Source organism: Cyclobacterium sp. 1_MG-2023 (assembly GCF_030546805.1).
In the GTDB taxonomy this organism is placed as follows: Bacteria; Bacteroidota; Bacteroidia; order Cytophagales; family Cyclobacteriaceae; genus Cyclobacterium.
On the sequence record NZ_JAUOPC010000014.1, the window covers coordinates 1 to 24,115 of the forward strand.

The 24,115-nt window shown below is 39.9% G+C and carries 18 protein-coding genes; 4 read left to right on the top strand and 14 right to left on the bottom strand.

The genetic code is table 11. The features are described from left to right. Positions 1 to 138 precede the first annotated feature (138 nt). Positions 139 to 516, bottom strand: coding sequence for a GxxExxY protein (locus Q4534_RS19445; protein ID WP_303614820.1), 378 nt, complete (start codon positions 514 to 516; stop codon positions 139 to 141). Between the two features lie 810 nt (positions 517 to 1,326). On the opposite strand from Q4534_RS19445, the gene Q4534_RS19450 reads away from it, so the two are divergent. After that, the gene (locus tag Q4534_RS19450) at positions 1,327 to 2,292 is read left to right on the top strand and encodes a YihY/virulence factor BrkB family protein (protein ID WP_303614821.1); all 966 of its coding nucleotides are present in this window, start codon (positions 1,327 to 1,329) and stop codon (positions 2,290 to 2,292) included. A gap of 425 nt (positions 2,293 to 2,717) precedes the next feature. Further along, entirely contained in the window at positions 2,718 to 5,066 is a 2,349-nt protein-coding gene (locus Q4534_RS19455; protein WP_303614822.1) for an alpha-L-fucosidase, read from the top strand. 22 nt (positions 5,067 to 5,088) lie between these two features. Here Q4534_RS19455 and Q4534_RS19460 read toward each other — a convergent pair whose 3' ends face one another. From Q4534_RS19460 to Q4534_RS19510, 11 genes are all read right to left on the bottom strand, one after another. After that, positions 5,089 to 6,693: a sialate O-acetylesterase gene (locus Q4534_RS19460; protein ID WP_368509164.1), complete on the bottom strand. Its 1,605-nt coding sequence runs from the start codon at positions 6,691 to 6,693 to the stop codon at positions 5,089 to 5,091. 35 nt (positions 6,694 to 6,728) lie between these two features. Then, entirely contained in the window at positions 6,729 to 9,842 is a 3,114-nt protein-coding gene (locus Q4534_RS19465) for a glycosyl hydrolase (RefSeq protein ID WP_303614823.1), read from the bottom strand. A 138-nt stretch (positions 9,843 to 9,980) separates the two neighbouring features. Continuing rightward, positions 9,981 to 11,423 (bottom strand): sulfatase, encoded by a 1,443-nt coding sequence (locus Q4534_RS19470; protein ID WP_303614824.1) that lies wholly within the window; start codon positions 11,421 to 11,423, stop codon positions 9,981 to 9,983. Between the two features lie 176 nt (positions 11,424 to 11,599). Continuing rightward, a complete protein-coding gene (locus Q4534_RS19475) occupies positions 11,600 to 13,093 on the bottom strand; it encodes an L-fucose/L-arabinose isomerase family protein (RefSeq protein WP_303614825.1) in 1,494 nt (497 codons plus the stop codon). Between the two features lie 86 nt (positions 13,094 to 13,179). Next, positions 13,180 to 14,409, bottom strand: a complete 1,230-nt coding sequence (locus tag Q4534_RS19480; protein ID WP_303614826.1) for an MFS transporter — start codon at positions 14,407 to 14,409, stop codon at positions 13,180 to 13,182. A 232-nt stretch (positions 14,410 to 14,641) separates the two neighbouring features. Then, a complete protein-coding gene (locus Q4534_RS19485) occupies positions 14,642 to 15,409 on the bottom strand; it encodes a GntR family transcriptional regulator (protein ID WP_303614827.1) in 768 nt (255 codons plus the stop codon). Positions 15,410 to 15,629: 220 nt separating this feature from the next. Further along, a complete protein-coding gene (locus Q4534_RS19490; RefSeq protein ID WP_303614828.1) occupies positions 15,630 to 17,393 on the bottom strand; it encodes a hypothetical protein in 1,764 nt (587 codons plus the stop codon). Positions 17,394 to 17,427: 34 nt separating this feature from the next. Beyond that, entirely contained in the window at positions 17,428 to 18,405 is a 978-nt protein-coding gene (locus Q4534_RS19495) for a FecR family protein (RefSeq protein ID WP_303614829.1), read from the bottom strand. A gap of 3 nt (positions 18,406 to 18,408) precedes the next feature. Further along, entirely contained in the window at positions 18,409 to 18,993 is a 585-nt protein-coding gene (locus Q4534_RS19500; RefSeq protein ID WP_303614830.1) for an RNA polymerase sigma-70 factor, read from the bottom strand. A 107-nt stretch (positions 18,994 to 19,100) separates the two neighbouring features. Beyond that, on the bottom strand, positions 19,101 to 19,241 hold the full coding sequence (locus Q4534_RS19505) for a hypothetical protein (RefSeq protein WP_303614831.1): 141 nt from the start codon (positions 19,239 to 19,241) through the stop codon (positions 19,101 to 19,103). Between the two features lie 6 nt (positions 19,242 to 19,247). After that, positions 19,248 to 20,387, bottom strand: coding sequence for a hypothetical protein (locus tag Q4534_RS19510; protein ID WP_303614832.1), 1,140 nt, complete (start codon positions 20,385 to 20,387; stop codon positions 19,248 to 19,250). 149 nt (positions 20,388 to 20,536) lie between these two features. Between Q4534_RS19510 and Q4534_RS19515 the strand changes: the two genes are divergently transcribed. Continuing rightward, positions 20,537 to 21,157 carry a hypothetical protein gene (locus tag Q4534_RS19515; RefSeq protein ID WP_303614833.1) on the top strand — a complete coding sequence of 207 codons (621 nt, stop codon included), beginning with the start codon at positions 20,537 to 20,539 and terminating at the stop codon, positions 21,155 to 21,157. Between the two features lie 153 nt (positions 21,158 to 21,310). Here the strand turns inward: Q4534_RS19515 and pdhA are convergent, their stop codons facing one another. After that, on the bottom strand, positions 21,311 to 22,333 hold the full coding sequence (gene pdhA, locus Q4534_RS19520) for a pyruvate dehydrogenase (acetyl-transferring) E1 component subunit alpha (protein ID WP_303614834.1): 1,023 nt from the start codon (positions 22,331 to 22,333) through the stop codon (positions 21,311 to 21,313). Between the two features lie 104 nt (positions 22,334 to 22,437). Between pdhA and recF the strand changes: the two genes are divergently transcribed. Next, positions 22,438 to 23,544 (top strand): DNA replication/repair protein RecF, encoded by a 1,107-nt coding sequence (gene recF, locus Q4534_RS19525; RefSeq protein ID WP_303614835.1) that lies wholly within the window; start codon positions 22,438 to 22,440, stop codon positions 23,542 to 23,544. Here the strand turns inward: recF and Q4534_RS19530 are convergent, their stop codons facing one another. After that, on the bottom strand, positions 23,545 to 23,964 hold the full coding sequence (locus tag Q4534_RS19530) for a DoxX family protein (RefSeq protein ID WP_303614836.1): 420 nt from the start codon (positions 23,962 to 23,964) through the stop codon (positions 23,545 to 23,547). Between the last annotated feature and the right edge of the window lie 151 nt (positions 23,965 to 24,115).

The following is a 24,115-nucleotide window of genomic DNA, read 5'->3' on the forward strand; positions in this document are numbered from 1 at the left end:
TCATCTTTGCGACTCCGCGGCTCTGCGTGCAAATCCTAAAGTTTATTTAACTATAAATCCTCGCTAAGGCGCTAAGACGCTAAGATTTTAATACCCTTCTTGGCGACTCCGCGACTCTGCGCGCAATTTTAACGATTATTATAAATTATTTACCACTCTTGTTACTCCTTCTTTTATTAAGGATTCATTGAAATTAATTAGCAATCCAAGCTTAAGCCCAGTAAGCTTTAAGTAGGTTAACACTTGCTTAAAATGAACTGGTGCAATAGCACTTACAGATTTTAATTCTAGCAATACCAAGTTCTCAACAATCAAATCCGATCGAAAACCAGGCCCCATTTGGACACCTTTCCAAATTACGGGAATGGTTTGTTGACGGGAAACGCGCAAGCCTTTCTGACTTAGTTCATAATACAAAATCTCCTCGTAAACTGACTCAAATAAACCCGGGCCAAGCGTCACATGAATCTGATAACAAGTATCTACTATAATTTTAGAAAGTTCGTTTTCGGTCATCTTTTTACGGGTTTGATCTCTATATCCTCGCAAAGGCGCTAAGACAAAAAGATTTTAAATACCCTTCTTGGCGGCTCCGCGGCTCTGCGCGCAATTTTTAATGTTTATTTAACTATAAATCCTCGCTAAGACGCTAAGGCGCAAAGATTATAAATAACTCTTCTTGGCGGCTCCTCGGCTCTATGTGCAATTTTTAAAGTTTATTAACTCTAAATCCTCGCTAAGGCGCTAAGACGCAAAGATTTTAATACCCTTCTTGGCGACTCCGCGACTCTGCGTGCAATTTTTAATGTTTATTTAACTATAAATCCTCGCTAAGACGCTAAGGCGCAAAGATTTTAAACACCCTTCTTGGCGGCTCCTCGGCTCTATGTGCAATTTTTAAAGTTTATTAACTCTAAATCCTCGCAAAGGCGCTAAGACGCAAAGATTTTAATACCCTTCTTAGCGACTCCGCGGCTCTGCGCGCAATTTTTAATGTTTATTTAACCATAAATCCTCGCAAAGACGCTAAGACGCAAAGATTTTAATATCCTTCTTAGCGACTCCGCGTACAATTTTTAATGTTTAACTTATAAGTTAGCATTTTTTTCGAACTCATTCAAAAACTCGGGCTACAGCAAGTCTAGATTATTTTTTTCAATTTCCACTTAACTTATCCCAAGCATATTTTGCTGGTTTTCAGACCTTCGCCCATGAAACACCTAGGCTCCGTTTTATTTTTGGCATGGTATTGGAAAAGATTATTATCCTCGCACAGACGATTTTAAATGAAATTTGAATCCAGAAGCTTAAAATAATTCTCGCATTATGTCACAGGGCTCCAAAGAACAGAAGTACAGGTTAAAGGACACTTGGTCTTTATTGAAGGCAACTTATAAAGAGTGGTCGGATGATGACGCTTTTGGTAATGCAGCTTCAGTAGCCTACTACGCAGTTTTCTCATTACCTGGTCTGTTACTTATTATTGTATCCATAATTGGAATTTTTATGGACAGGACAGATACTGTCGCAGAAATCACTTCAGGATTGACAAGTATGATAGGCGCTGAATCTGCAGAAAGTATCGCGGAAATTTTAGTCAATGCGAATATAGCCGATCAATCCGTCCTTATGAGCATCGTAGGGCTTGGCACCATGCTTTTTGGTGCCACAGGGCTTTTTGTTCAATTACAGAAATCTTTAAATTCTATTTGGGAGGTAAAAAAGAGTGAAAAAGCTGGTATAAAAACCCTTTTGAAAGACAGGGCTACCTCACTTGGGATTATTATAGTAATAGGCTTTTTACTGCTCATTTCATTGGTATTGAGTACTACAATCTCTTCAATAGGTGGTTGGTTGACACGTAATTTTGGTGAAAGTCTTTTTATCGTGGCTTATTTAGCCAATATTGTTCTTTCAATAGTCATCATTGCACTGCTTTTTGCAGCAATATTTAAAGTTTTACCAGATGTAAATATTAAATGGCGAATGGTATGGACAGGTGCTATTCTCACATCAGTACTATTTACGATAGGAAAAGCACTTATTGCATTTTATTTAAGTGAGTCAAATCCGGGCGCAACATTTGGTGCTGCAGGAGCAATTATTCTTTTTCTGCTGTGGATTTCCTATTCCTGCCTTATTCTTTTCTTTGGCGCTGAATTCACCCAAGTATATGGAAGAAAATACGGCTATCAATTAGAACCCTCCAGCCATGCCGTTAGAACTTCTGATTTTGAACAGAAGAAAGATAAACTAATCAAAACGCAAAAAGAGGATAAAAAAGTGCTTTGAAAGCAATGTTATCCGAAAGGAATTTTTACAAATTATTTACAATTCTTGTTAGGTTATTGTTCCTCGCTAAGGCACCAAGACGCAAAGGTTCATAAGGTTAATTCTTTTTGAATTGGTAAACGTTTACCTGGTTTTCTTTTTCTTTGCGACTCTGCGGCTCTGCGGCTCTGCGTGCAATTTTTAAAAGTCCTTTTGTAAGTTAATGTTCTCGCTAAGGCGCTAAGACGCAAAGCTATAAAGGATACTTCATTTTGAATTGGTAAACCTTTACTGAGTTTTCTTTTTCTTCGCGACTCCGCGGCTCTGCGTGCAATCTATCCTATAAGTTAACAATTTTTCAAATCAGCTCAAAAGAATATATCCTACCAGCTTTTTATATATTTACCAGATAGTCACAAATGACCCAAAGCTGTATAACTTATACCATGAAGTATCTGAGAAGCATTGCCTGTATTGCCCTACTTTTTATAACCCAACACTTAATGGCGCAAGAGCCATGGAAAAACCCAATCCAGAAAGAAGAACGGCTGGGTTCACCCCTCGTGGAAACCTCGCCGTTTGTGTTTCAAAAGAAGTTATACCTTCTGGAAAATAACCAGCGATTTTGGGATATTCCGGGAGCAAAACCGGGCGACTATTTTCATGAGGACGAAATCCGTATTAGAGACCTAGAAACAGATCAAATAATTTCCACTCCTCTGAAAAACCATGGCTTTGGAACAGTTTTGACATGGGAGGGCAAGGTATATGTTTTTGCCGGGGATTATGGGGAAGGAAAACCCTGGCGAAAAATGACGGAAATCACAATGACTAGCTCTGAAGATCTTATCAATTGGAGTAAACCAAAAACTGTCCTTCGTGCAAATGACAATGAGTATTTTTTTAATACTGCTGTTACGAGGGGGAAAGATGGTTTTGTACTGCTGTATGAAACCAGTGACCAACAGTGGAAACCTTTTACCTTTAGGTACATGAGCTCTTCGGATTTGGAGACTTGGGAAGAAATTCCGGGGGCGATTTACGGAGTGGACAAGTATGTTGGCGGACCAGCCCTTTATTATGAAGGGGATTGGTATTACACACTCTACCTAGAATCTCTTAAACCAGGCTATGAAACACGCATTACCCGCTCCAAAGACCTTGTCAATTGGGAAGATGCACCCGAAGACAGACCTTTCGTTACTTTTAATCCGGAACATAAAAACATTCCATTGATTGATCCTGACATCTCTGAGAACAACGCTTCTGATGTGGAACTCTGCTATTTTCAAGGTAAAACCATCCTTTATTTCACAGGAAGCGATCAAACTACAGCAGGGGATTTACAGCGAGCTACTTACGATGGAACACCCAAGGAATTGTTTGAGCATTTCTTTAAAGCTGAAGGGCAATCCGATGTAGCACCAAAACACCAAGGAGACTGGCTACCGGTATTGGAAGCAGGCACAGAAGGTGGCGGAACAGCCATTTTTTCTACTGAGCCATTACGAACTCGCCCCACAGAAAGTCAATTGGCTTACCAAGAAAGGCAGTTGGGGGCCTTTATTCACTTTGGGCCTGCCACCTATATAGGCTCTGACATGATGAGTGTCCCCGCTGCAGAAATATTTAATCCCAACAGACTTGATGCGGAACAATGGGCCAAAACAGCCAAATCTTTTGGCGCCAAACACATCGTATTAACAGCAAAACACCACAATGGCTTTTGTCTCTGGCCTACGGAAACCACAGATTATTCGGTGAAGAATGCTACTTGGAAAAACGGTAAAGGAGATGTTGTCAGGGAGTTTGTAGATGCTTGTAGAAAGTATGACCTGGAAATTGGTCTCTATGTATCCGGTGGAGACAAGCATTTTGGCTGTACCAGCACACCCAATCCACAAGGAGAACGCAAAATTGTAGGAGACATCCACAAGTACTTCCCTATTTTTCTGGAGCAGCTCAGAGAGTTGCTGACCAACTATGGAGAAATCTCCTACCTTTGGTTTGATGGTGCCTATGATCCCTTTGGTTGGGATGTCATGGATCCTGAGACCAAGCAACCATTGGGCACGGCCTATGGCGATGCAATACACAATATGGTGCGGCTTTTGCAACCAAAGGCAATTGTAATGGGAGGAACCAAACCTGATGTTCGCTGGTCGGGAAGTGAACAAGGATGGGCGGCTTATCCTTTAGACAATGTGGTGCAGCCGGGAGAAGGTTTTGATAAATGGGTAGGTCCACAAAGTGCGGGATGGATTCCTGCTGAAGCCAACCTCCATACCCGATCAACTTGGTTTTGGCAACCGGATTCAGATAAAACCTTACGTGACCTTCCTTTTATGATGAATGTATATTCCGAATCAATCGGTCGAGGGGCCAACCTTTTGGTCAATATGACTCCTGACACCAGCGGCCTGATTCCAGCTGCTGAAGTAATGCGACTGGAAGAGTTTGGAGAAGCCATTACGGAAATTTTTTCACATCCAGTGGCCAATTATGATCAGCCGCAAAGCAATAACAATACGATTTACACCCTTACAATTCCTAAAAACCAATCACCCAACCTAATGGTTTTGGAAGAAAACATTGCCAATGGACAACACATCAAGCAATATACTCTTGAAAGTTTTAAAGGTGGAAAGTGGCAAACTGTAGCGGAAGGGCAAACCATTGGCAGAAAGCGCATCCACTATTTTGATCCCGTAAAAACGGATAAACTCCGCCTTTCTTTGGTAGGAGAAGATAGTAAAATGGAATTGAAATCATTTACAGTTTATCGAGCAGATTAAGTAAAGCAACTAATCGAAAACATTAATATTCTAATATGGCAACATTAAATGGAGCCATGGGCAGCCCTTCTTGATTAAATATACTATTGACAGGATAATCTCCCCAAGCATACCTTAAGGACTTAGCTTGTACATTTTCGGGGATTTGGAGGTGAATTTTATTTTCCTCCAAGCTTGCTTCTACAGGATGAAATTTACCCATTGCGTCCGAAACTTCAAAACCTGATTCTGTAGCATTTATTTTTAAAACCAATTGTTGGCTGGGGTCTTTTACCTGAATTACCAATTCCCTCCCTTTAATCTCATAACTTTTGAAAAAGGGACCATCAGCCACGACCTCTTTTCCATATACTTTATTCAAGGCCTGAAGCGCAAGCCGATTTCCGAAATCCTGTTTGTTTTTTGGATGTACATCAAAAGGGTCTCCGATATCCACAGACACAACCATTCCAGTTTTCACTAAATCAAGTGCTTGCTCCTGAGCTTCTCTAAGATAACTTCTGGAGAAAGTTCTCTCTTTAAAATGGTGATTGGCATAAGTTCCGGTGTTTTGAACAAACAAAAAAGGCAGTTCATTGTTGTGCCATAAATCTCTCCAGTCACTAATCAAACGCTTAAACATGGCCTTATAAAGCACCGGCCTGCCCGCATCTGCTCCCCCTTGATCCCAAATAAAACCTTTTATTCCATAAGGTATTACCGGTGCCACCATCCCATTAAAAAGATAGCCAGGCAAATTAAAATAAGAAGGCAATGCTTCTGGAATTTCCTCAGCATACTCGAGAACATTCCAGGTTCCAGCCAAAGACAAGACTAAGTCTCCCTGTCCATTGGTAAGTGAAAATGATTGTTTCGCATTATAAATGGCCCCATTTCCCCATGGGCTTGCCAAACGAATAGAGATTGTATTCTTCCCATCATTCACCAGACTATCCGGCACCATAGCTTTTACAGGAGAGGGATACTGAAAATAACCAAGAGACCGACCGTTCCAATAGACATGGCTTTGCCGGTTAAGAAACCCCAAATTCAAACTCAAATCACCAATTAAAGAAGATGTATCCAGAGAAACTTCTTTTTGAAACCAAGTAACATGGTCAAGCTTCAAGTTATCATCAGGCATGCTTACTTTTTCCCAACTAAGATCTGGCGCTTTCCCCGATAAAACGCGAGTCCTGACCTCCACATTTGGGTAACTTATGGCATTTCGCCTAAGCTTGTGGTTATCAATACTCGCCGCAACTTTTTCTTTCCACATTTCTACTTCATAATCAGGAGGAATCGGGACTAAGTTCAAGGAATCCTTGAAATCCCTTAGACTTGATGGGTCTGTCCAGGTACGGATAGAGGTTCCTCCCCAAGAACTATGGATGATTCCGATAGGTATGCCCAGTTCCTGGTATAGTCGCTTAGCAAAAAACCATGCAGAGGCTGAAAATCCTGCCAAAGTATTTGCATTGGCCCTTTCCCATTTACCTTCAGGAAGATCCTCCAAAGGTACCGGAGAAGGAAACACCTGAACGTTAAACAAACGTATGTTAGACACATATGCCTCTTCCAATACCTTTTCAGCATCCCTTATGGAAGATTGGGGAATCCGCTCCCACCCTTTAACGGCGTGCTCCATATTGGATTGGCCGGAAGCAAACCAAACATCTCCTATTAGAACATCAGTGAATTGAAGTTTTTTTTTGAGCTATTTACTGAAAGCGTAAAAGGTCCACCGGCTGCCAAGGGAGACAAATTAACCTTCCACGCTCCACTTTGATCCACAAGTGTATTTACCTTCTCCTTTCCCAATAGGATACTTACCTCTTCACCGGGACTACCCGCTCCCCAAACCGGAATGGGCTGGTCGCGTTGCAATACCATATGGTCTGAAAAAATCTTGGCCACACTAATTTCCCTAAGTGGAGCCACAGGCAATACGGTAGTTATAGTAACCGGACCAAAAATTCCGGAAGGAATCAAAGGAGCATTTTTCCATGGCACTCTTAATTTGGGAATACCTTTTATCACCGTCGCAGCTACATGTGTTTTTGTAAATTGCTCCCCTGTCAACGCATCCCCTGTCAACCTATTGGACCAGGTATTGGCTACTTCAATTTTTAATTGATTAATCCCGGGTTTAATCGCATCTGTCACATCAAACCGATAGGGCTTTGCCCAGGTAATTCCCAAGGGCTTATCATTTAACCACACCTCAGCGACATGGGAAAGATCACCTAAATCAAGGTAAATCTTAGACTTTGGAAACTCGGAAGCATGCATTTTATGAATAAATTGCTTTTCATAACGCGCTGTACCGGAGAAGTATTTGATACCTTCAATTGCTGACTCCGTCCAAGATTTTAACTCCGGAAAAATTGCTTTTTCAGTAGCACCAAAGCCTTCCGGGAAATAAACCTCCCAAGCCCCATCAAGCTCTTCCTTATGAAGTCTGGTGGATAGTTCCAATAAATTTTCATCTTGTATCAGGCCGAAATCACCCTCCTCCCAAAACTCAATACCATTTTCAGTGTAGCGAAGCTGAGGTGGGTGGATGCCATTATGTTTTACTTTTGTATAGTGCTCAGGATTACTCCCCCTTTGAAAAACCACAAATACACTTTCGTGTGGAGCAAGCGTCAAAGGCAAGGTGGTACCTTTTTCTGTTTTTTCATAAACGGGAATGCGGGTTATTTTGCCATTTTCAGGATTCCATAAAGCAGGAATTTTGTCGTGCTGTCTAAATTTTAAGTTTCTGGACATCCAAGTATCCGTGGTATTTACCAGAAAATAGAAATCCATTCCTCCCTTTTGATAATGGGTGTAATCCAAGGTATAAAAGCCTTTGTCCTTATAATCAAAGTCAGGGCATACATTCAATGCATTAAGTAGCTCTCCAATTGAAGCATTATAATAAATAGACCTGTCCCCGGGTTTGAATGTTGCTTTATTGAATGGCTTCCATAACCTTTCCAGCCAGCCATTCATGTCCGGTAGACCCTTCGTGTTTCTTTCAGGAGCTATTCGAATGGGTTTAGGTCCCGTAATAATGGCTCCGTCCTTAAGCATTTGTTCAAGTTTTGCTAAGACTTTAGGATTGATTTCATATTCCTTGGTCAAGGCCAGTAGACTAAATTCCGCTTTATTTCGAGGATTGAAAATTTTTCCGTTTCTCACTTCAAGACCAAGAAGCACTTCGGTATTCACTAATTCATAATCATATCCTTCTCCCGGATTGAAGCGACTGCGTTTGTGTCCTCCGTAATTAGGGATAGTATCTCCATAATAATACAAAACATCCGCTTTAAAGTCAGCCTCTTGAAGGACATATGATATCCGAGCCAAGTATTCATTAAAAGGTCTAATTTTCTTCCACCAAACCCTTTTGTCATTATAGTGGGTGCCTGCGTGGTAAACAATGCCCGGGTTCCCTGTGCCATCAGGGTTATGAGTAGATCCATGGACAACCACCCTGTTCATACCTTCAGCAAAAGCCCTGTCTCCCATAGGCTTCATTTCAAAAGGCCCTTCCTGCCATTGTTGAAAAGTTGTAAAGGCCTCCATCTCCACGATCCCTAATCCATACATATTGGATGCAGAAGACACCTCTTTCACTACACGTAACACATCCATCCCCTCCTCACTAAAGTTATGATGATTGATCCAAAACTCCCCTCTAGGGATGTCCAAGCCTTTACCCAAAGCCTTTAATGGTTCCACCGGAACATTATGTAAAGGATAACCCGGACCTCCTGCTTCACTATTGTTTTTCAATCCATGGGCATTGCAAATCTCCTTGGACTTCATGTAAAAGTTCTTAATCATCAACTCAGACAAAGTCCTTTGAAAGCCGGCCCTGAAAGCAGAAGTTACCTCCTCAGAAAGTTTGATTTCATCGAAAAGTATTGGAAGGAATTTCTTTATATCATACCCATTTAGCTCCTGAAATTCCCGGGGTAAAGTCGGTGTCCAATTGAAGCCCCTGGCTTCATAACTAGCCATGTATAGGTTTTTAAGGGCTGTTTTTCGCAAGTCTCCCAAAGCCGACTCCAATCGACCTATAATATAATTAAAGTGAAAGGCTGTAGCTTCCGCATCAAAATGATCTACTATCGGACCAGCAGAATACTTGCTGGGTAACACTAAGTTTTCTCCGGAATTGGAACTCACATACCTGACAATTTTCCATTCTCCCGCCGGCACTTCCCAATTCAACACCTCTTTTTTTGCATCAAAATAATGAGAAACATCATGTATCCGACTGGTGTCCATCTCCACATTTCCTTCAAGCATAGGAATCGCCAAAACGGCTATCTCTTGTGAATAAACCGGCTTCCCATCTTTGTCATAGGAAATAATACGCGTCCTTCCCCTAGGGTCCTTTTCGGGAATCTCCGGAAAAGGCAAATTAATTTTTTTCTTCGCCCCTCCGGTAACTGTCACCTTGCGTTGGTAAATGGATTTTGCAGCATGCTTTGGCCTTAGCCAATTTCCACCTGCATTCCAGCTACTCGCTGTATTCAGCCCAACTTCCATCCCGTATTTACCCGCTTCTTTCACCGCAACTTTTATCGTCTTCAGTGATTCCTCACCCAGGAATTCAGGACCTGTACCTACAAGCACGGTATCTCTTGACCCTATTTCAAAAATGGTAAAACCTGCAATCCCTGCTTCATCGAATGACCGTATTTCCTCTTTTAACCTGACAGTGTCCACATGCCCCCCTAACCACCAATGATAAACGGTAGGCTTGGCTGTGCTTGGTGGATCCTGAAAATTTTGTCGCATTTCTTTATAGATTGTGCTTTCCTGGGCCTGGATCAGAAGAGGCCATGTGCAACAAAATCCGACAATTAAACAAAAGAGGTTTGTGCTAAATTTCATGGTTATTCGTGTTTGTTTAAACGATTAAAGGACGGAGGCTACCTATTCCTCATTCACATTCGGCAAAGGATGCCATTGAAAAAAGTCATCCTCTGCGGCAACGATCCATTCCTTCAATGCCTTGTTCAATTTTATTTTAACAGGTGCATAAGCTTCCTGATAAGCAAGATTATTTTGTTCGCCGGGATCTTTCCACAAGTCAAATAACTGTTCATTTCGCTCGCCCTGATTGTACAAATTGTATTTGTATCGATCATTTCTGATCATCCTGGCCTGCCTACTCGAGTCCAACTTATCATCAGCCAGTTGTACCACCAAATATTCCCTCAACCTTTCGCCCGGATTTTCCAAAATCGGCTTAAGGCTTTTACCTGTAAATTTAGCTGAGGAAGCCAGTCCTGCATAATCAACAATCGTGGGAGCTAGGTCAATCCCTGATACCAACTGATTTCTATCAATGTTTTGTGCAGGGACCCTGCCCTTGTACCGAATAATAAAAGGTACAGTGGCTGCTTCTTCATAGAGGCTTAACTTGGCAGCCCATTTATGAGCAGCGCCCCCATCTCCATGTTCACTGGTTAAGACTACAATTGTATTCTCATCAAAGCCATTTTTCTTTAAGGCTTCCATGATTTTTCCAATTTCCTTGTCCACCATTTCAGTAAACCGATAATAATGGTACAAGTAGGCTTGCCAATCTTCATCGGTATAGTCCAAGGTCTTCAACAATTCATCTCCATAATGATCCATCAAACGCTTTTCTTTTAGGAATTGTGGTTCATCAGGATCTATTGCGTAATTAATAGGAAGGGGCGGCAAGTCTTCCAACTCATGGGCTTTGGCATACTCATCCGGCCTTCTTGGAACATGGCAGATATCATGTGGATTATGAAGAGAAACAGCCAATAAAAAAGGTTGGTCTTCTGAATAATTGTTAAGGTAATTAACAGTTGCATCCGCAATAGGTCCATCTGTATCTTCACCCAAGTCCCATTCTTTTGAAAGGGATTGAAAGGAAATTACTTCAAAACCGGCAACAGAATCCATCTCACTTTTGGCAGGATAAGATTGGGGCAAATGCCATTTCCCTGCCCAAGCAGTATTGTATCCTGCTTCTTTAAAAATCTGACCTATGGTTGGTACTTCCTGATGGATATTCGTGGAGTTCCAGATCACTCCTGTTTCATGTGGCATTCTCCCAGTAATCAGACTACTCCTTGCAGGGCCGCAAACAGGGGATGTACAATAAGATGCGGTAAAAAAGGTTCCTTCTTCAGCTAGCTGATCCATTGCAGGCGTCTTTAAAAAAGGATTCCCCAAATAACTTAGCGCATCATTGGTGTGCTGGTCTGTTAGAATAACCAATACATTAGGCCTTTTGTCCCTCTTTTCTGTTTCGCCACTTTGGCAACTTGTCAGCAGACTTAATACAGCATTTATATATAAGGCATGAAAATAAATTCTACCGTTTCTATTTCTTCTCATTGTTATTTTACGGTTTATCTAAAATACTAGAAAACATTTATTATTCATCTTACCTATTTCAACAAATCTCCAACCATGAATCATTTCAAAAAAATTACAGTCCCCATTCTTTCAAAAACAAAACTTTTAATAAGTGTTTTCATAGTCAGTTATTTTGGGTTAATCGTTAATTAAGATCAGACTACTATTACCGATTCTATATTTAAATAATCGGCAATTTTTTGAATACTCTTGGCATGGTGACCAATACCTAAAGCAAAATGATGGGTTGGCCCTTCCTTGATCCAGTTTGTTAGGAAAGTCCTAACATCCGGTTTGAAAAAGCCCCTAGTATTGGTATTTCCTGTAGGTGGTATGGGGCCTTCTACAGACTCTCCTTCGGCAATGACAAATTTGAATTTCCCTTCATAATTTGAACTAATACTCAACATGGTAATAGGCCCCTCCTTAATTTTAAATTCCACTCCTGCACCAAAACCCGGTTTGCCATGGTATTTTTTCAAACTTCGGAGAACAGGTTTACCTTGGGCTATGGAAATATTATGCGGGCCATCATGTCCCACCAAAACAAAGTTTTCTTTAAAATCTACCGGATGAAACTCAGCAAAACTTCCTCCTATACCGAAACGGTCCATGATAAACATGGCCATACAACATTTAAGATCAGATTCACCACACATGGGAAAACCGGAGCTGGTCAAAAGTGAGTTACCTACAATAAGGTTTGACATTACCAATTGTGTTTCACTGTGGTCTTCGCCATTGTAATAATAGGCAAGACCATCTAGCCCTTTGTCATTTACAAATTTCTTTAAAGCTACTGAAACACTAGCTGCTACCTTTAAGTCCTCCTTTTTTAATTTTTCTGAAATCGGGTCAGAAACCGGGTCCGGAGTATCAAAAAATGATAAAATGCGTTCCTCTTCCTCAGCCACTTCCGCATCAGAAACATTGTTGGCATAGTTACCGACAATTTCATTGGCTTCACATTGAACAATATGCACCCCAAAATGTGCAGTAAGCATCGTAGAGTCGGTGTGCATATCAAGCATGGCCTCAATGGGGTGACCTATATGGCCAATTCTAGCCGTCTTAAGCCCATGTAAAACATTTGCCATTCTACAATACTTACTGATCAAAAGCTCTGACTCAGGATCATCATGTAAAGTACCAATGATTACTTCCGGAACGTTTTTACCCATCCTAACCGCAACACCTGCAAATTCAGGTAGGGAGCAGACATCATCATTGTATAATTGCATATAAGTAGATGCCCTACTATAATCCATAGCCTTGTCCGGCTGTAGAGCCACCAGTACTATCGGTACATTAATGTTTTTAATTATCGTCCCAAAAGTACTTGAGGTGGCATAGGTGAGCATGTCACAAAATATCAAGTCAAGATTTGCAGCTTGCAATTTAGGCACTAGGTCATAAGCAGATTGAGCATCATCCACCAAACCAAAGTCAATCACTTCAGCCTTGTTTTTTTCAATTTTCTCTACCAATACCTTTTGCTTTGCTAATAAAGCCTCCAATAAACCTTCAAATTGATCCCAATATTTAAAGTACCCAACTCCAAAAACACCAATCCTTGGTAAGGATTCTTCCCTTCTTTCTATTTTATATTTACCCGCTAATGGGTTTTCATTTGCTTTTGACTCCTTCATTTCATTAGGTTTAATTATTTTTTATTTTCTTACCGCACTAGGTTAATCTCAACAAGTTTAACCCACGTTTATCAACCGATTTATTTTTAATTCTTAAATTCTACTGTTTTTATTTTTGGTATAAACACCATCATAATAAGGAAAGCCAAAGGGTACATGATTCCGGAAACTAACCAAAGCGGACCATAGGAATAATTATGAGCAATCCACCCAATCAAAGGATTGATAATCATTCCTGAAATGGCACCCGCTGTACCTGACAATCCTACAACAGAGGACGTAGCATATTTCCCAAATACATCTGCTATTGCTGTAATGTAATTTGTAATCCAAAAGCCATGAGCTAACATCATTAATGACATCAGAAGTATGGCCACTTCAACCGTAGAAACGGTAGAGATAAATGGTGCCACAAGGGTAAGTGCTGCAGCAAAACCCATCACCCACTTTCTAGCGGCATTAATGCTGAAATTCTTAGCAACCAATTTATCTGAACACCATCCGCCAAGAATATTTGAAAGTCCCAAGGCAAGAAAAGGAACCCAAAACAATTCCCCTATCCGCTCAAAGGACAAGTCTCTTTCTTCGTTAAGGTATTTTGGCACCCAAAACATCAAAAAGTAAAATACAGGGTCCAGCATAAACCTAATCAAGATAAATACTTGAACAGTTTTGTTTTTTAGCAGCTTTTTAATGGGAATTTGAACAACAGGGGATGCTGTAGTAGCTAAGGCTCTGGCTTCTCTGGCGTGCAAACTTTTTTTCCAAGATTGAGCAAACCATAGCGCCAACCAGACAAAGCCTATAAGCCCCGGAATAACAAAGCTCCAGCGCCAGCCATATTCCCCTGCAATCAAAATGGTCAAAGGAGGTGCCGCTACTGCCCCTATTGCAGCACCGCCAATAGCTATACCATTGGCAAGTGCTCGCTCTTTTTTATCAAACCATTCATAAACAGTCTTTGCTGCCCCGGGAAAACAAGCCCCTTCCCCTATACCAAGAAGAAAACGAAACCCTAACAACTGGGAAAAAGTATTCATGACCCCATGTAATACACTGGCTAAAGACCAGATACCTACAGAAAATCCAAGGCCCTTTTTACCTCCAAACTTATCAATCAGACGACCTCCAATAGTAAACATTAAAGCATAACTCACCAGAAACCCGGTATTGACCCAGCCGTATTGAACATCAGAAATAGAAAGTTCTTCTTGAATCTTAATAATGGTCATGGAAAGGACCTGCCTGTCTAAAAAATTTAGGCCTGTAGCAATGAATACCATTGCTAATATATACCATCGGATTTTTGGGTTCATCTTCTTAACGCTCTAAGTTAATTAAACAATAATATCACTTAATACTTAAATACGCAAGTAAAATAAATTAATAAGCTCATTATTAAGCTTAAAACATATATTCACCTAATTAAGTACTGAATATTATTCTATTTTAAAAATATAACTTAACGCCCTAAGAAAGTGAATTAAAAAACCTATAACTCTTGCAAACAATTATTCAAAAAACCATGATATCTAAAAAAGGAATCCTTTAGCCCTTGTATTCCGGATGTGCAATGATCGCAAATTTGTATTTATCCCCCCTATACAAGGATTTCTCTAATTCAAGCACATTGGCTTTGCCACTTATCACCACACTATCCAACACAAAAACCGGTAGCGGGTAATCCAGATCAAAATTATTTTCGACATCTTCCGGTGGAAGAATTATGGCACTCAAGGTTTGCTTAATATCAGATATCTTCAGCTTGTATTTATCCTCATAAACTTTAAAGTAGGACAGTTCAGTAGAAAGTCTATTGATTTTTGGACAAAATTTTAGAGATATATATTTGGTCTCATCTTTCAATAGCATATCATCTGCATACCTCAGCTGATGCACTTTCAAAACAGGGCCTTCAATAATATAATTTTTACCACTAATTTCTGCTGACACCCCATGATCCAAGACTGTTTTTTCTAGCACAATGGTCTTAGGCTCAAACCCCTCTACTTTCAAACTTTCATCAAAGCCTCGCCTTGTAGCATCAATTGACCCCAAGGTTCTTACCAAGTGATAATCCCCTGTTTTATTTAACACAAACGTCCCTTTCCCTTTGATCCGCTGCGCATAGCCTCTGGACTCTATTTCCTGAAGGCTTTTTCTAGCCGTAGTATTACTTACACCAAATGTGTGAATCAATTCATTTTCAGAAGGGACCTTGTCTCCGGGCAACAATTCACCACTAATAATTTTATCTATTACCTGCTCACTTATTGCTATAAATTTCGGCGTCTTGTTCTTGTTTGGATTTTTCATAAAAGAATGATATTCTCATTGACTCAAGCAGCGAACACTTGAGTAAGAATTTAAAATCAAGGGTAATTCTTGTAAATTAAATGATTTTAACCGTTAAATGTAAGGGAAAAAAGTTCAAAACACAGCATAGCTCTTTTGAATGCGCTCAATCAGCAAGAAATCAACGGGCAATTTTAACTCTCTACCAAAGGACAATTGGTAAAAGATATTATGATTCGAATCATAACGAATAGGCTATGCCTGCGTAAAACCCTGCATGCAAGGCATACCTCCCATTGTTTGTAGTTCTACCTGCCAACAATAAACCGGGACTTGGATATTCCCAGTTTTTATCAAAGACGGTAAACCCAATGGAAGGGCCTCCCACAATACTAAAACGACCCCCTAACTTATAGGCGGGAATCAATCTAAAAAAACTTGTATTGTTTGACAACTTGGAAAAATTGGTTGTTTGTCGATTGACAAATTCAAAGTCCATCAACAATTTCTCTTTATCAAAAATATGCAAACCAAACCCGAAATCGAAACCATACATTTTTTCACTAAGTTCACTCATACCCACGCCCACGATTCCATACAACTTTCTTCCACCAGATCGGAAAGTAATTTGCCCTAGTCCAGTCTCATCTATACCTACAGACAGGCTCTTTCGACCGTTTTCTATAAGATTAAGCAGACCGATAGGATAATCACTCGACTTGGCAATATTTATTAATCCGGCCAATTGAACACCCGAAACATTTTCTGCCTTGTTAATGAGCCCGGCGATCTGATAACTCACCTCTCCTTGTGAATAATTATTTAATCCTGCAATCTGGAATGCGCCGGTACTACGATCTGCACGATTAGACAGACCTGCTATTTGTAAAACATTAGCTTGGTCCGTTTTATTAAGTAAACCTGCTATTTGAATATCTGATGAACCTTGACTAAAATTATAGATTCCGGCAACCTGTCCCCCATTTACTTCTCCCATTACATGATTGTAAATTCCGCCAACCTGAAACCCATTCACCTTGCCATACACAAAATTATGAATCCCGGAAGCTTGAAAGCCATCCACATCCCCACCTGTCATATTAAAAATCCCTGCTACCTGAAAAGCTTTCACATCTTTCTGATTCATATTGAAAATGCCCGCAATTTCCAACCCCTCCACTCCGGCAGTATAGCCTCCTAGGATATTTAGGGAAAAATTATTAATCATCTGGCTATTAAAGACCCCTTGAGAACTCAACCCCGGCGTAAGGGATACCTGCATAGGGCTTTCTGCAAAAAAACCACCCAAATTAAGCCTTTGTACCCTTTGTCTAAATCCAATAAATAAACGCCCAAGCGCACTGTTTTCCATTGCTTCAACAGCTCCGCCTTCCGGATAAAACCTTAGCTTTCTGGACTTGTCCCTTAAGCCTACATCAACTGATGGTAAAATCACAAAAGAAGTATCTCGGTACTCTTCCTTGCTAACGGTCAACCAAACAAGGTCATCCGGCTGCTTTTTATATTTTAACTCGAAGTCCCCATTTTGGTCAGACAAGGAAGAAACCATGCTATTCTTTTCATAAACACTGGCAAATGGAACGGCTTCGCCGCTATGTAAATCTCTAACTTTCCCCTTAAGCATTGAGCGCTTGTTCCCTTCAATTAAATCAACATCCAATTTACCCGGTGCATATTTAATAATTACATATTTGTCATGCTCTTTAAATTCAAAATCCTCCCCAAGCAGCAAACGAAGAAAACCAGCTACCTGCCCCTCGTATGAGGGTACAGAAACCGTTTCATCCAGATCAATTAGGCTACTTTGGTAGGAAAAATAAAACCCCTGTTCCTGAGACAACTCATCCATGACATTCCCCAAGGCGGCTTGGTTAGCCACCTCATAATTCACCTCATGCAATAGAAAATCCTGGGCACTAACAAATTTTTGAGGCGTCAGGAAAATGGTGAACAACAGAAAAAACCAGCGAATTTTAAAAATCATAGCAATTATCAACAGACCCTTCGAAGGTAAAGAATTATTCAATAATTATTGCACCTCCCTCATGAGAGATGGACACCCCCAGTGTTTGACGGATAATTTCAAGATTATCTTCAAGGGGCCCAAAAGGCAGTGTAGTGGTAATAGACATGCTTCGGGCACGCTCCGAAACTAGTTCAATTTTACTGCCATAAGCTTCATTTAATCCCTCAACCAATTCTTCTAAAGCCATATCTTTTGCTACAAATTCTTTGCTAACGTAATATTTAAACAATTGATTTCTTGAAGGCTCTTTTCGAATGGATTCATCAATGGTAGATATGGTAGCCTTTTCATTTTTTGTAAGGAACAATTCATCCTTTCCGGTACTTACTTGCACCAAGCCTTCATCAACTATAACAATGGTCTTTCCTTCGGCTTTTTTAATATTAAATGAAGTCCCTAATACTCTCACCTCCACCTCATCCACTGCAATAATAAATGGCTTTTTGGGATTCTTTTGAACTTCAAAATAAGCTTCCCCTTCCATAAGCGTAACGAAACGGTCATCCCCTAAAAACTTCTGTCTGTAGGAAAGTCTGGTGTGCTTATTAAGGGTAAGCTGAGACCCATCCAGTAAAACCTCTTCCTTGGACTCTTCTAAAGAGGCAAGATCCACGCTAGCATAATACGCTTTGCCGGAATGGGGTAGAAAAGAAAAAGCTATGGCAAACACCCCCAACAACAACACAACCGAAGCAGCTATCTTAATCCATGGCCACGATAAAAACCTTTGACCACCCCTTGGTCCTGATTTTAAAAGTTTTGAATCTCTATTCTGTTTAAATTGCTCCCATGCTTCATCTACATCAAACTCGTCAGCATTGGCTATTTCTTTGGATTTTTTCCATACCCAGCAAAAGTCATTGAAATATTTTTCATTTTCTTCACTTGCCCCTACCCAGCTTTTGACAGCAAGAGACTCTTCTTTACTGGTTTCCTTGAGCAGGTATTTTATAAGTAAGCTATCTTCCATCACCTAAAATTTATCTGCCAATAGTATCAAAAATAAGGGGAGAAATTCCGCCAATTCCAGTCTTAAAGTTTTTAGCGCCTTTCCCATATGACCTTCCACCGTTTTTATAGAAATACCCATTCTTTCAGCAATTTCCGCGTATTTAAGCTCCTCAAATCTGCTAAGTTGGAAAACTTCCCTGCACTTTTCAGGCAAAGCCATTAAGGCGAGGTTCAATCTATTTTGAATTTCTTTTTCTTCCACGGAATTGTCAACAACAGCCCCAATCGACCTGTCTCCTGCATATTCATGTTGCTTTCTCTCCCTGTGTTTCATTTTTACTTTTTCATGTTTAAGGTAATTCAAGGCATCATAATAAACCGCTTTATAGAGATAGGCTTTTAATGAAGTAGTGATCTTTACAGTCCCTCTCTTTTCCCAAAGCTTTAAAAAAACAGTTTGCACAACTTCCTCCGCAAGCACTTCATCTTTTAACAGCACACGGGCATAGCCATACAAGGCTTTAAAGTGATTTTTAAACACCTCTTCAAACAACTTGTCATCCACCTTCAATGGCGGTTCTTCCTTTACATTTGAACTTACCCTCACTTACGCCTGATATTAGTATAACTGCATTCACTAAAAGGACAACCCAAAGTCGGTTTACCCTTGCTTCAATGTGAAAATTTCTCAAACAATTGGAAATCAACATCCAATTACTTTATTTTTTTTTCTAAAAATGACTTTTCTAGAAACCAATCGAGCATATAAAAAGCATTCTTGTCCATCCTTTTATTGGGTTGCACGGGATTATCTTCATAGGTTTTTATCCCACAGCCTTTTTTATATGAATTCATGCTAAATTAGTAGATTCTAAAGTTTATCCCAGCAGACAATCCCAAATGAATGGCCTTGTAAACACTTCTTCTCTCTCTGTTCCATAAACTCATCCCGGCCAATTCATCTCCTATGGCATATTTTGTATGCATATAATTGATGCTAGGCCCGGCAAAAACCTCCACTTTATTTGACAAGACGATGGCAGGAAGAACTTTAAGTCCGGATCTGGAATACTCTCCTCTTCGTTTAAAATTAGTCATAAACAGGTTGGTTCCTTCTACATCTAAACGAAAATGGCCTCCATCCACAACTTTTAAACCAACCCCGGCCTCTACAGCATAAGGAAGCTCGTGGTATTGGAGATTTGAACCTAAACCAACAATTCCGTACAATTTCTTCCCTCCGGATTTTAAAATAATCATGGAGGTGAGATTTTCATCAGCATAAAATCCAATCCTTATTTCCCCATCTTGGATAAGGTTAATAATTCCAATGGGATAATCACTACTTTCGGCAATATTCACTATACCTGCTATCTGTACTCCATTTACATTTTTAGCCCGATTCACAATTCCTGCAATTTGCACACCCTTGACACTGTCCACCTCATTGACTATGCCTGCTATTTGAATACCTTCTACCATTTTCGTAAAGTTGGCTATTCCGGCCACCTGAGCACCTTTAGCAGATTGAGACAAGTTAAATATCCCCGCAGTTTGAAAACCCTGCACCTGTCTCGCCTTATTGAATATCCCTGCCACTTGTACGGGCGCATCCATTTCTAATAAGTTAACTATTCCAGCAACCTGAACAGCCTGATTCGCACTTCGAGCTTCATTCATAAGTCCGGCAACCTGAAGCCCTTCCACATCTCCTCTTACTTTCGACCACAATCCGGCCACTTGCAGACCATTTGCATCTCCTTGCACCATCCCTGCAAGGCCATAAATTGCCAAGCCCCTTTCCCCTGCGGAAAGCCCTCCCAAAGCATGAAGGCTAAAGTTGTTTGTAATATTTGGTGCACCTAGCCCATTGGTACTGATCGGGTAAATGAACCCTATATGTGCCGGCCGTGTTGTCTGCGCCAAGACTACCGTTAAAGAACTGCAAACCAGCAAAACCAATGCTGTACAAATTTTAAATTTATAGTAATGAATTTTCATGATTATTGTATATATCGATTCATAGGTTTGACAACCCACTCGACATATACCCTTACTTTCAATTCAATTTTTTTTAACCAAGGGTAAATCATGGTCTTCTTGTCTATATTATTAGAGGCAATAAATACCTCCTAAAAAAATCAGCAATTATGAGATCAATATTATTTAGCGTCCCAATTTATATTTTCACCATAGTCTCCACTTTCGCTAGTGCCAATATGCCACCGGAATTTGAATTGATAAAAGAAGGAAATGGGCTATCCTTTTATGAACGTTGGATCAATATGGAGGATGGGACCAAAAGTCGAGAAGTAAAGTTTACCATTATGATCCAAGCCCCTTATGAAAATGTTATGGAAGTATTGACAAAGGAGGATTATGGAATGCGCTGGAATGACAATACGCTGGCCTATAAAATTAAAAGGACCGGGCCTAAGTCATGGATCAGTTATATGCGGTACAGTTTCCCTTTCCCATTATCAGACAGAGAGTGTTATTTAAACAACCGATTAGAAGAGGGAAAGGAGAGCACGAGAATTTATTTCAATTCTTCGAATAGCAGGGTTTTTTCTAATGGAGAAGAAATGGAACAGATGACGGGTTTAGAAGGTAGATGGATTGTTACAAAAAAAGAGGGTTATACCCTATTAAGGTACCACATCATTTCGGTGCCTGAAAAAGGATTACCAAGATGGATAGTTGATCCAATCATTAGAAGAAACTTATGGAATACCATGCGAAACCTAAAAAAGACCATTGAAGAAATCTAAGCATGCCAAGCTCTTTAAAGGCGATAAGAGCAACCCTATAGTAAAAGGTATTCAACCACAGTGGCTAAACAACTATCTTATGCCAAAAGTACTGAGACAAAAAAAGCCATTCAAGAGGTTCCTTGAATGGCTTTTATCTTCAATCGATATTGTTTATTCTCTTACAAATGGATAATCATCCTCTACATATACATCCTTAAAGGCATCTTCACCCTCAGGCCAAGGAGATTCCTCCGCAAATTTAACAGCATCAGCAACTTTTTGCTTCACTTCTGCCTCAATTCCCTTGATATCATCTTCGGAAAGAATACTATTTTCTAAAATTGTAGCTCGAACTTGCTCGATGGGGTCTCTTTGTTTGTACTCTTCTACCTCCTCTTTGGTTCTGTACTTCTGAGGATCAGACATAGAGTGACCTTTGTACCTGTAAGTCCTGAACTCAAGCAAGGTTGGTCCATCACCTTTTCTAGCCCTTTCGGCTGCTTCTTTCACTGCTTCATGAACTTCTTCCACATTCATGGCATCCACAGGAAAGGAAGGGATATCATAAGATTCACCCAATTTATAAAGCTCGTCTACATTTGAAGAACGCTTTACAGAGGTTCCCATGGCATAACCATTATTCTCTATCACAAAAATAACCGGGGTTTTATAAAGCATGGCCAGATTAAGGGATTCATGGAATGCACCTTGTCTTACCGCACCGTCACCCATAAAGCAGATCGATAAATTTTTGGTCCCTAGGTATTTTTCTGCAAAACCAAGTCCTAAGCCCATAGGGATCTGAGCGCCTACAATGGCGTGTCCTCCGGCAAAGTTTTTAGATTTATCAAAAATATGCATGGACCCACCTTTACCTTTGGTAGTACCAGTGGCTTTACCAAAAAGTTCAGCCATGATGGCTCCGGGATCGGTACCTAAGCCCAAAGGCTGTGCGTGACACCTATAGGCTGTTATCCATTTATCCTCTTTTTCGAGGGCAGTGATTGCTCCTGCAGCACAGGCCTCTTGACCTATATATAAGTGGCAAAAGCCCCTTATTTTCTGTTGCCCATAAAGCTGTCCTGCTTTTTCTTCAAAACGCCTCATAAGCAACATGCTTTCAAACCAATACTTATAGGTTTCTTTGGAATATTTTACTTTAGATTTACTTGTACTAGAACTCTTCTTTGCCATACCGTATTCTATAAAATATGCTAACTTTGGCCTCAAATATAGTGAAATCAAAGCAATATTGAGGCCTTTTGCGAAAATAGTAAAAAACATCCTGTGTATAAGCCATGTATTTAAAAAACTTAAAATTAATTCAATTTAAAAACTTCCAAGATTTGGATTTGGTTTTTAATCAAGGAGTTAATTGTTTTTTTGGCACAAACGGGGCAGGAAAGACAAATCTTCTGGATGCCATTCATTATTTATGCTTGACAAAAAGTGCATTTATACCTACAGACAGCCATCACATAAAGCATGGTGAAGCATTTTTTACAATAAAAGGTGAGTTTGAACTTAAAGAAAAAGAGCTGGGAATCAATTGCTTTTTTGAGGGTGGTAGAAAAAAACGCATTGAAGTAAATGGTAAACCCTATACCAAACTAAGCGATCATATTGGACTTCTCCCCTTGGTGATAATTGCTCCGGACGACACTGAAATCATCAATGGAGGCAGTGAAGAAAGGAGAAAATTTTTCGACAGCATGATCTGCCAAGCAGATCAAAATTATCTACACATACTGATACGCTACCAGCAATATTTAAAGCAAAGAAATGCGCTATTAAAAAGGTTTGCTGAAGAAAAACGTCTGGACAAACTTCAGTTGGCACCTTATGATGAACAACTCTTAAAACTTTCTAAGGAAATTAACCGAACCAGACATGCTTTTTTGAGCAAATTCATAATTCATTTTCAAACTCATTATGCCTCCATTTCCGGGTCAAAGGAAATGGTAAATATTGAATACCAAAGCCAGGTTGATAAAGAAAGTTTCGATATGGACTTTATTAACAACCTCAATAAAGACCTGTTACTTAAAAGAACAGGTTTTGGTACGCATAAAGACGACTTCAATTTCACTTTCGATGAGCAGCAAATTAAAAAGTTTGGCTCGCAAGGTCAAAAAAAATCATTTTTAATCAGCTTAAAACTAGCTCAGTTTTATATTTTCAAGGAAATAAAAGGCACCAAGCCAATTTTATTATTGGATGACATATTCGATAAATTGGATGACTTCCGTATTCATCACTTAATGACGGCCGTAGCCAATAAAGAGTTTGGCCAATTATTTATTTCTGACGCAAGACCCGAAAGATCCAAAGAGATACTTACCAGGATCACTTCTGACTATAAATCTTTCACAATTGCCAATAATACCATTGTAGAAAAAGGATAATCAATACCGGCTTCTTCTTTTTAATATTGTCCCATCTAAAGAAATCTTCCCGGGACCTAGCAGCAACAATACACTGAAGACAAGTAGGTAAATCAAGGAAAGCTCTTGTTTGCCAAATTCACTTCCACCATGAACAATAAAGGCAATAACAGCCATATTTATTATCATAGGGATAAGTATGATCCTGCTCATAAAGCCAAAAATCAAAAATATTGCACAGAAAAATTCGGCGAAAATAGCCAATTGTAAAGAGACTGCAGGCCCTAAACCAATAGGGTCAGCAAAACTATTGAGTCTTTCACTGAAATGGATTACCTTGGACCATCCATGAGAGACCAACATCAGGGAGGCACCCACCCTTAATAAAAGCAAACCAAAATCTAAAACAAAAGGCTTGTTTGAAAAGACAATCTTTTTCATGGATAGCTATTCAACTATAAATTTCAAACTAATAAGTGGTTAAAGTTAATAAAAAATAAAAGCAAAAGTAGCTGAAAGCGACATAAGACGCCCCACAGCTACTTTTTTTAGACTTTTCACTCTATTTCGCTTAAAAAATCATTATTATACT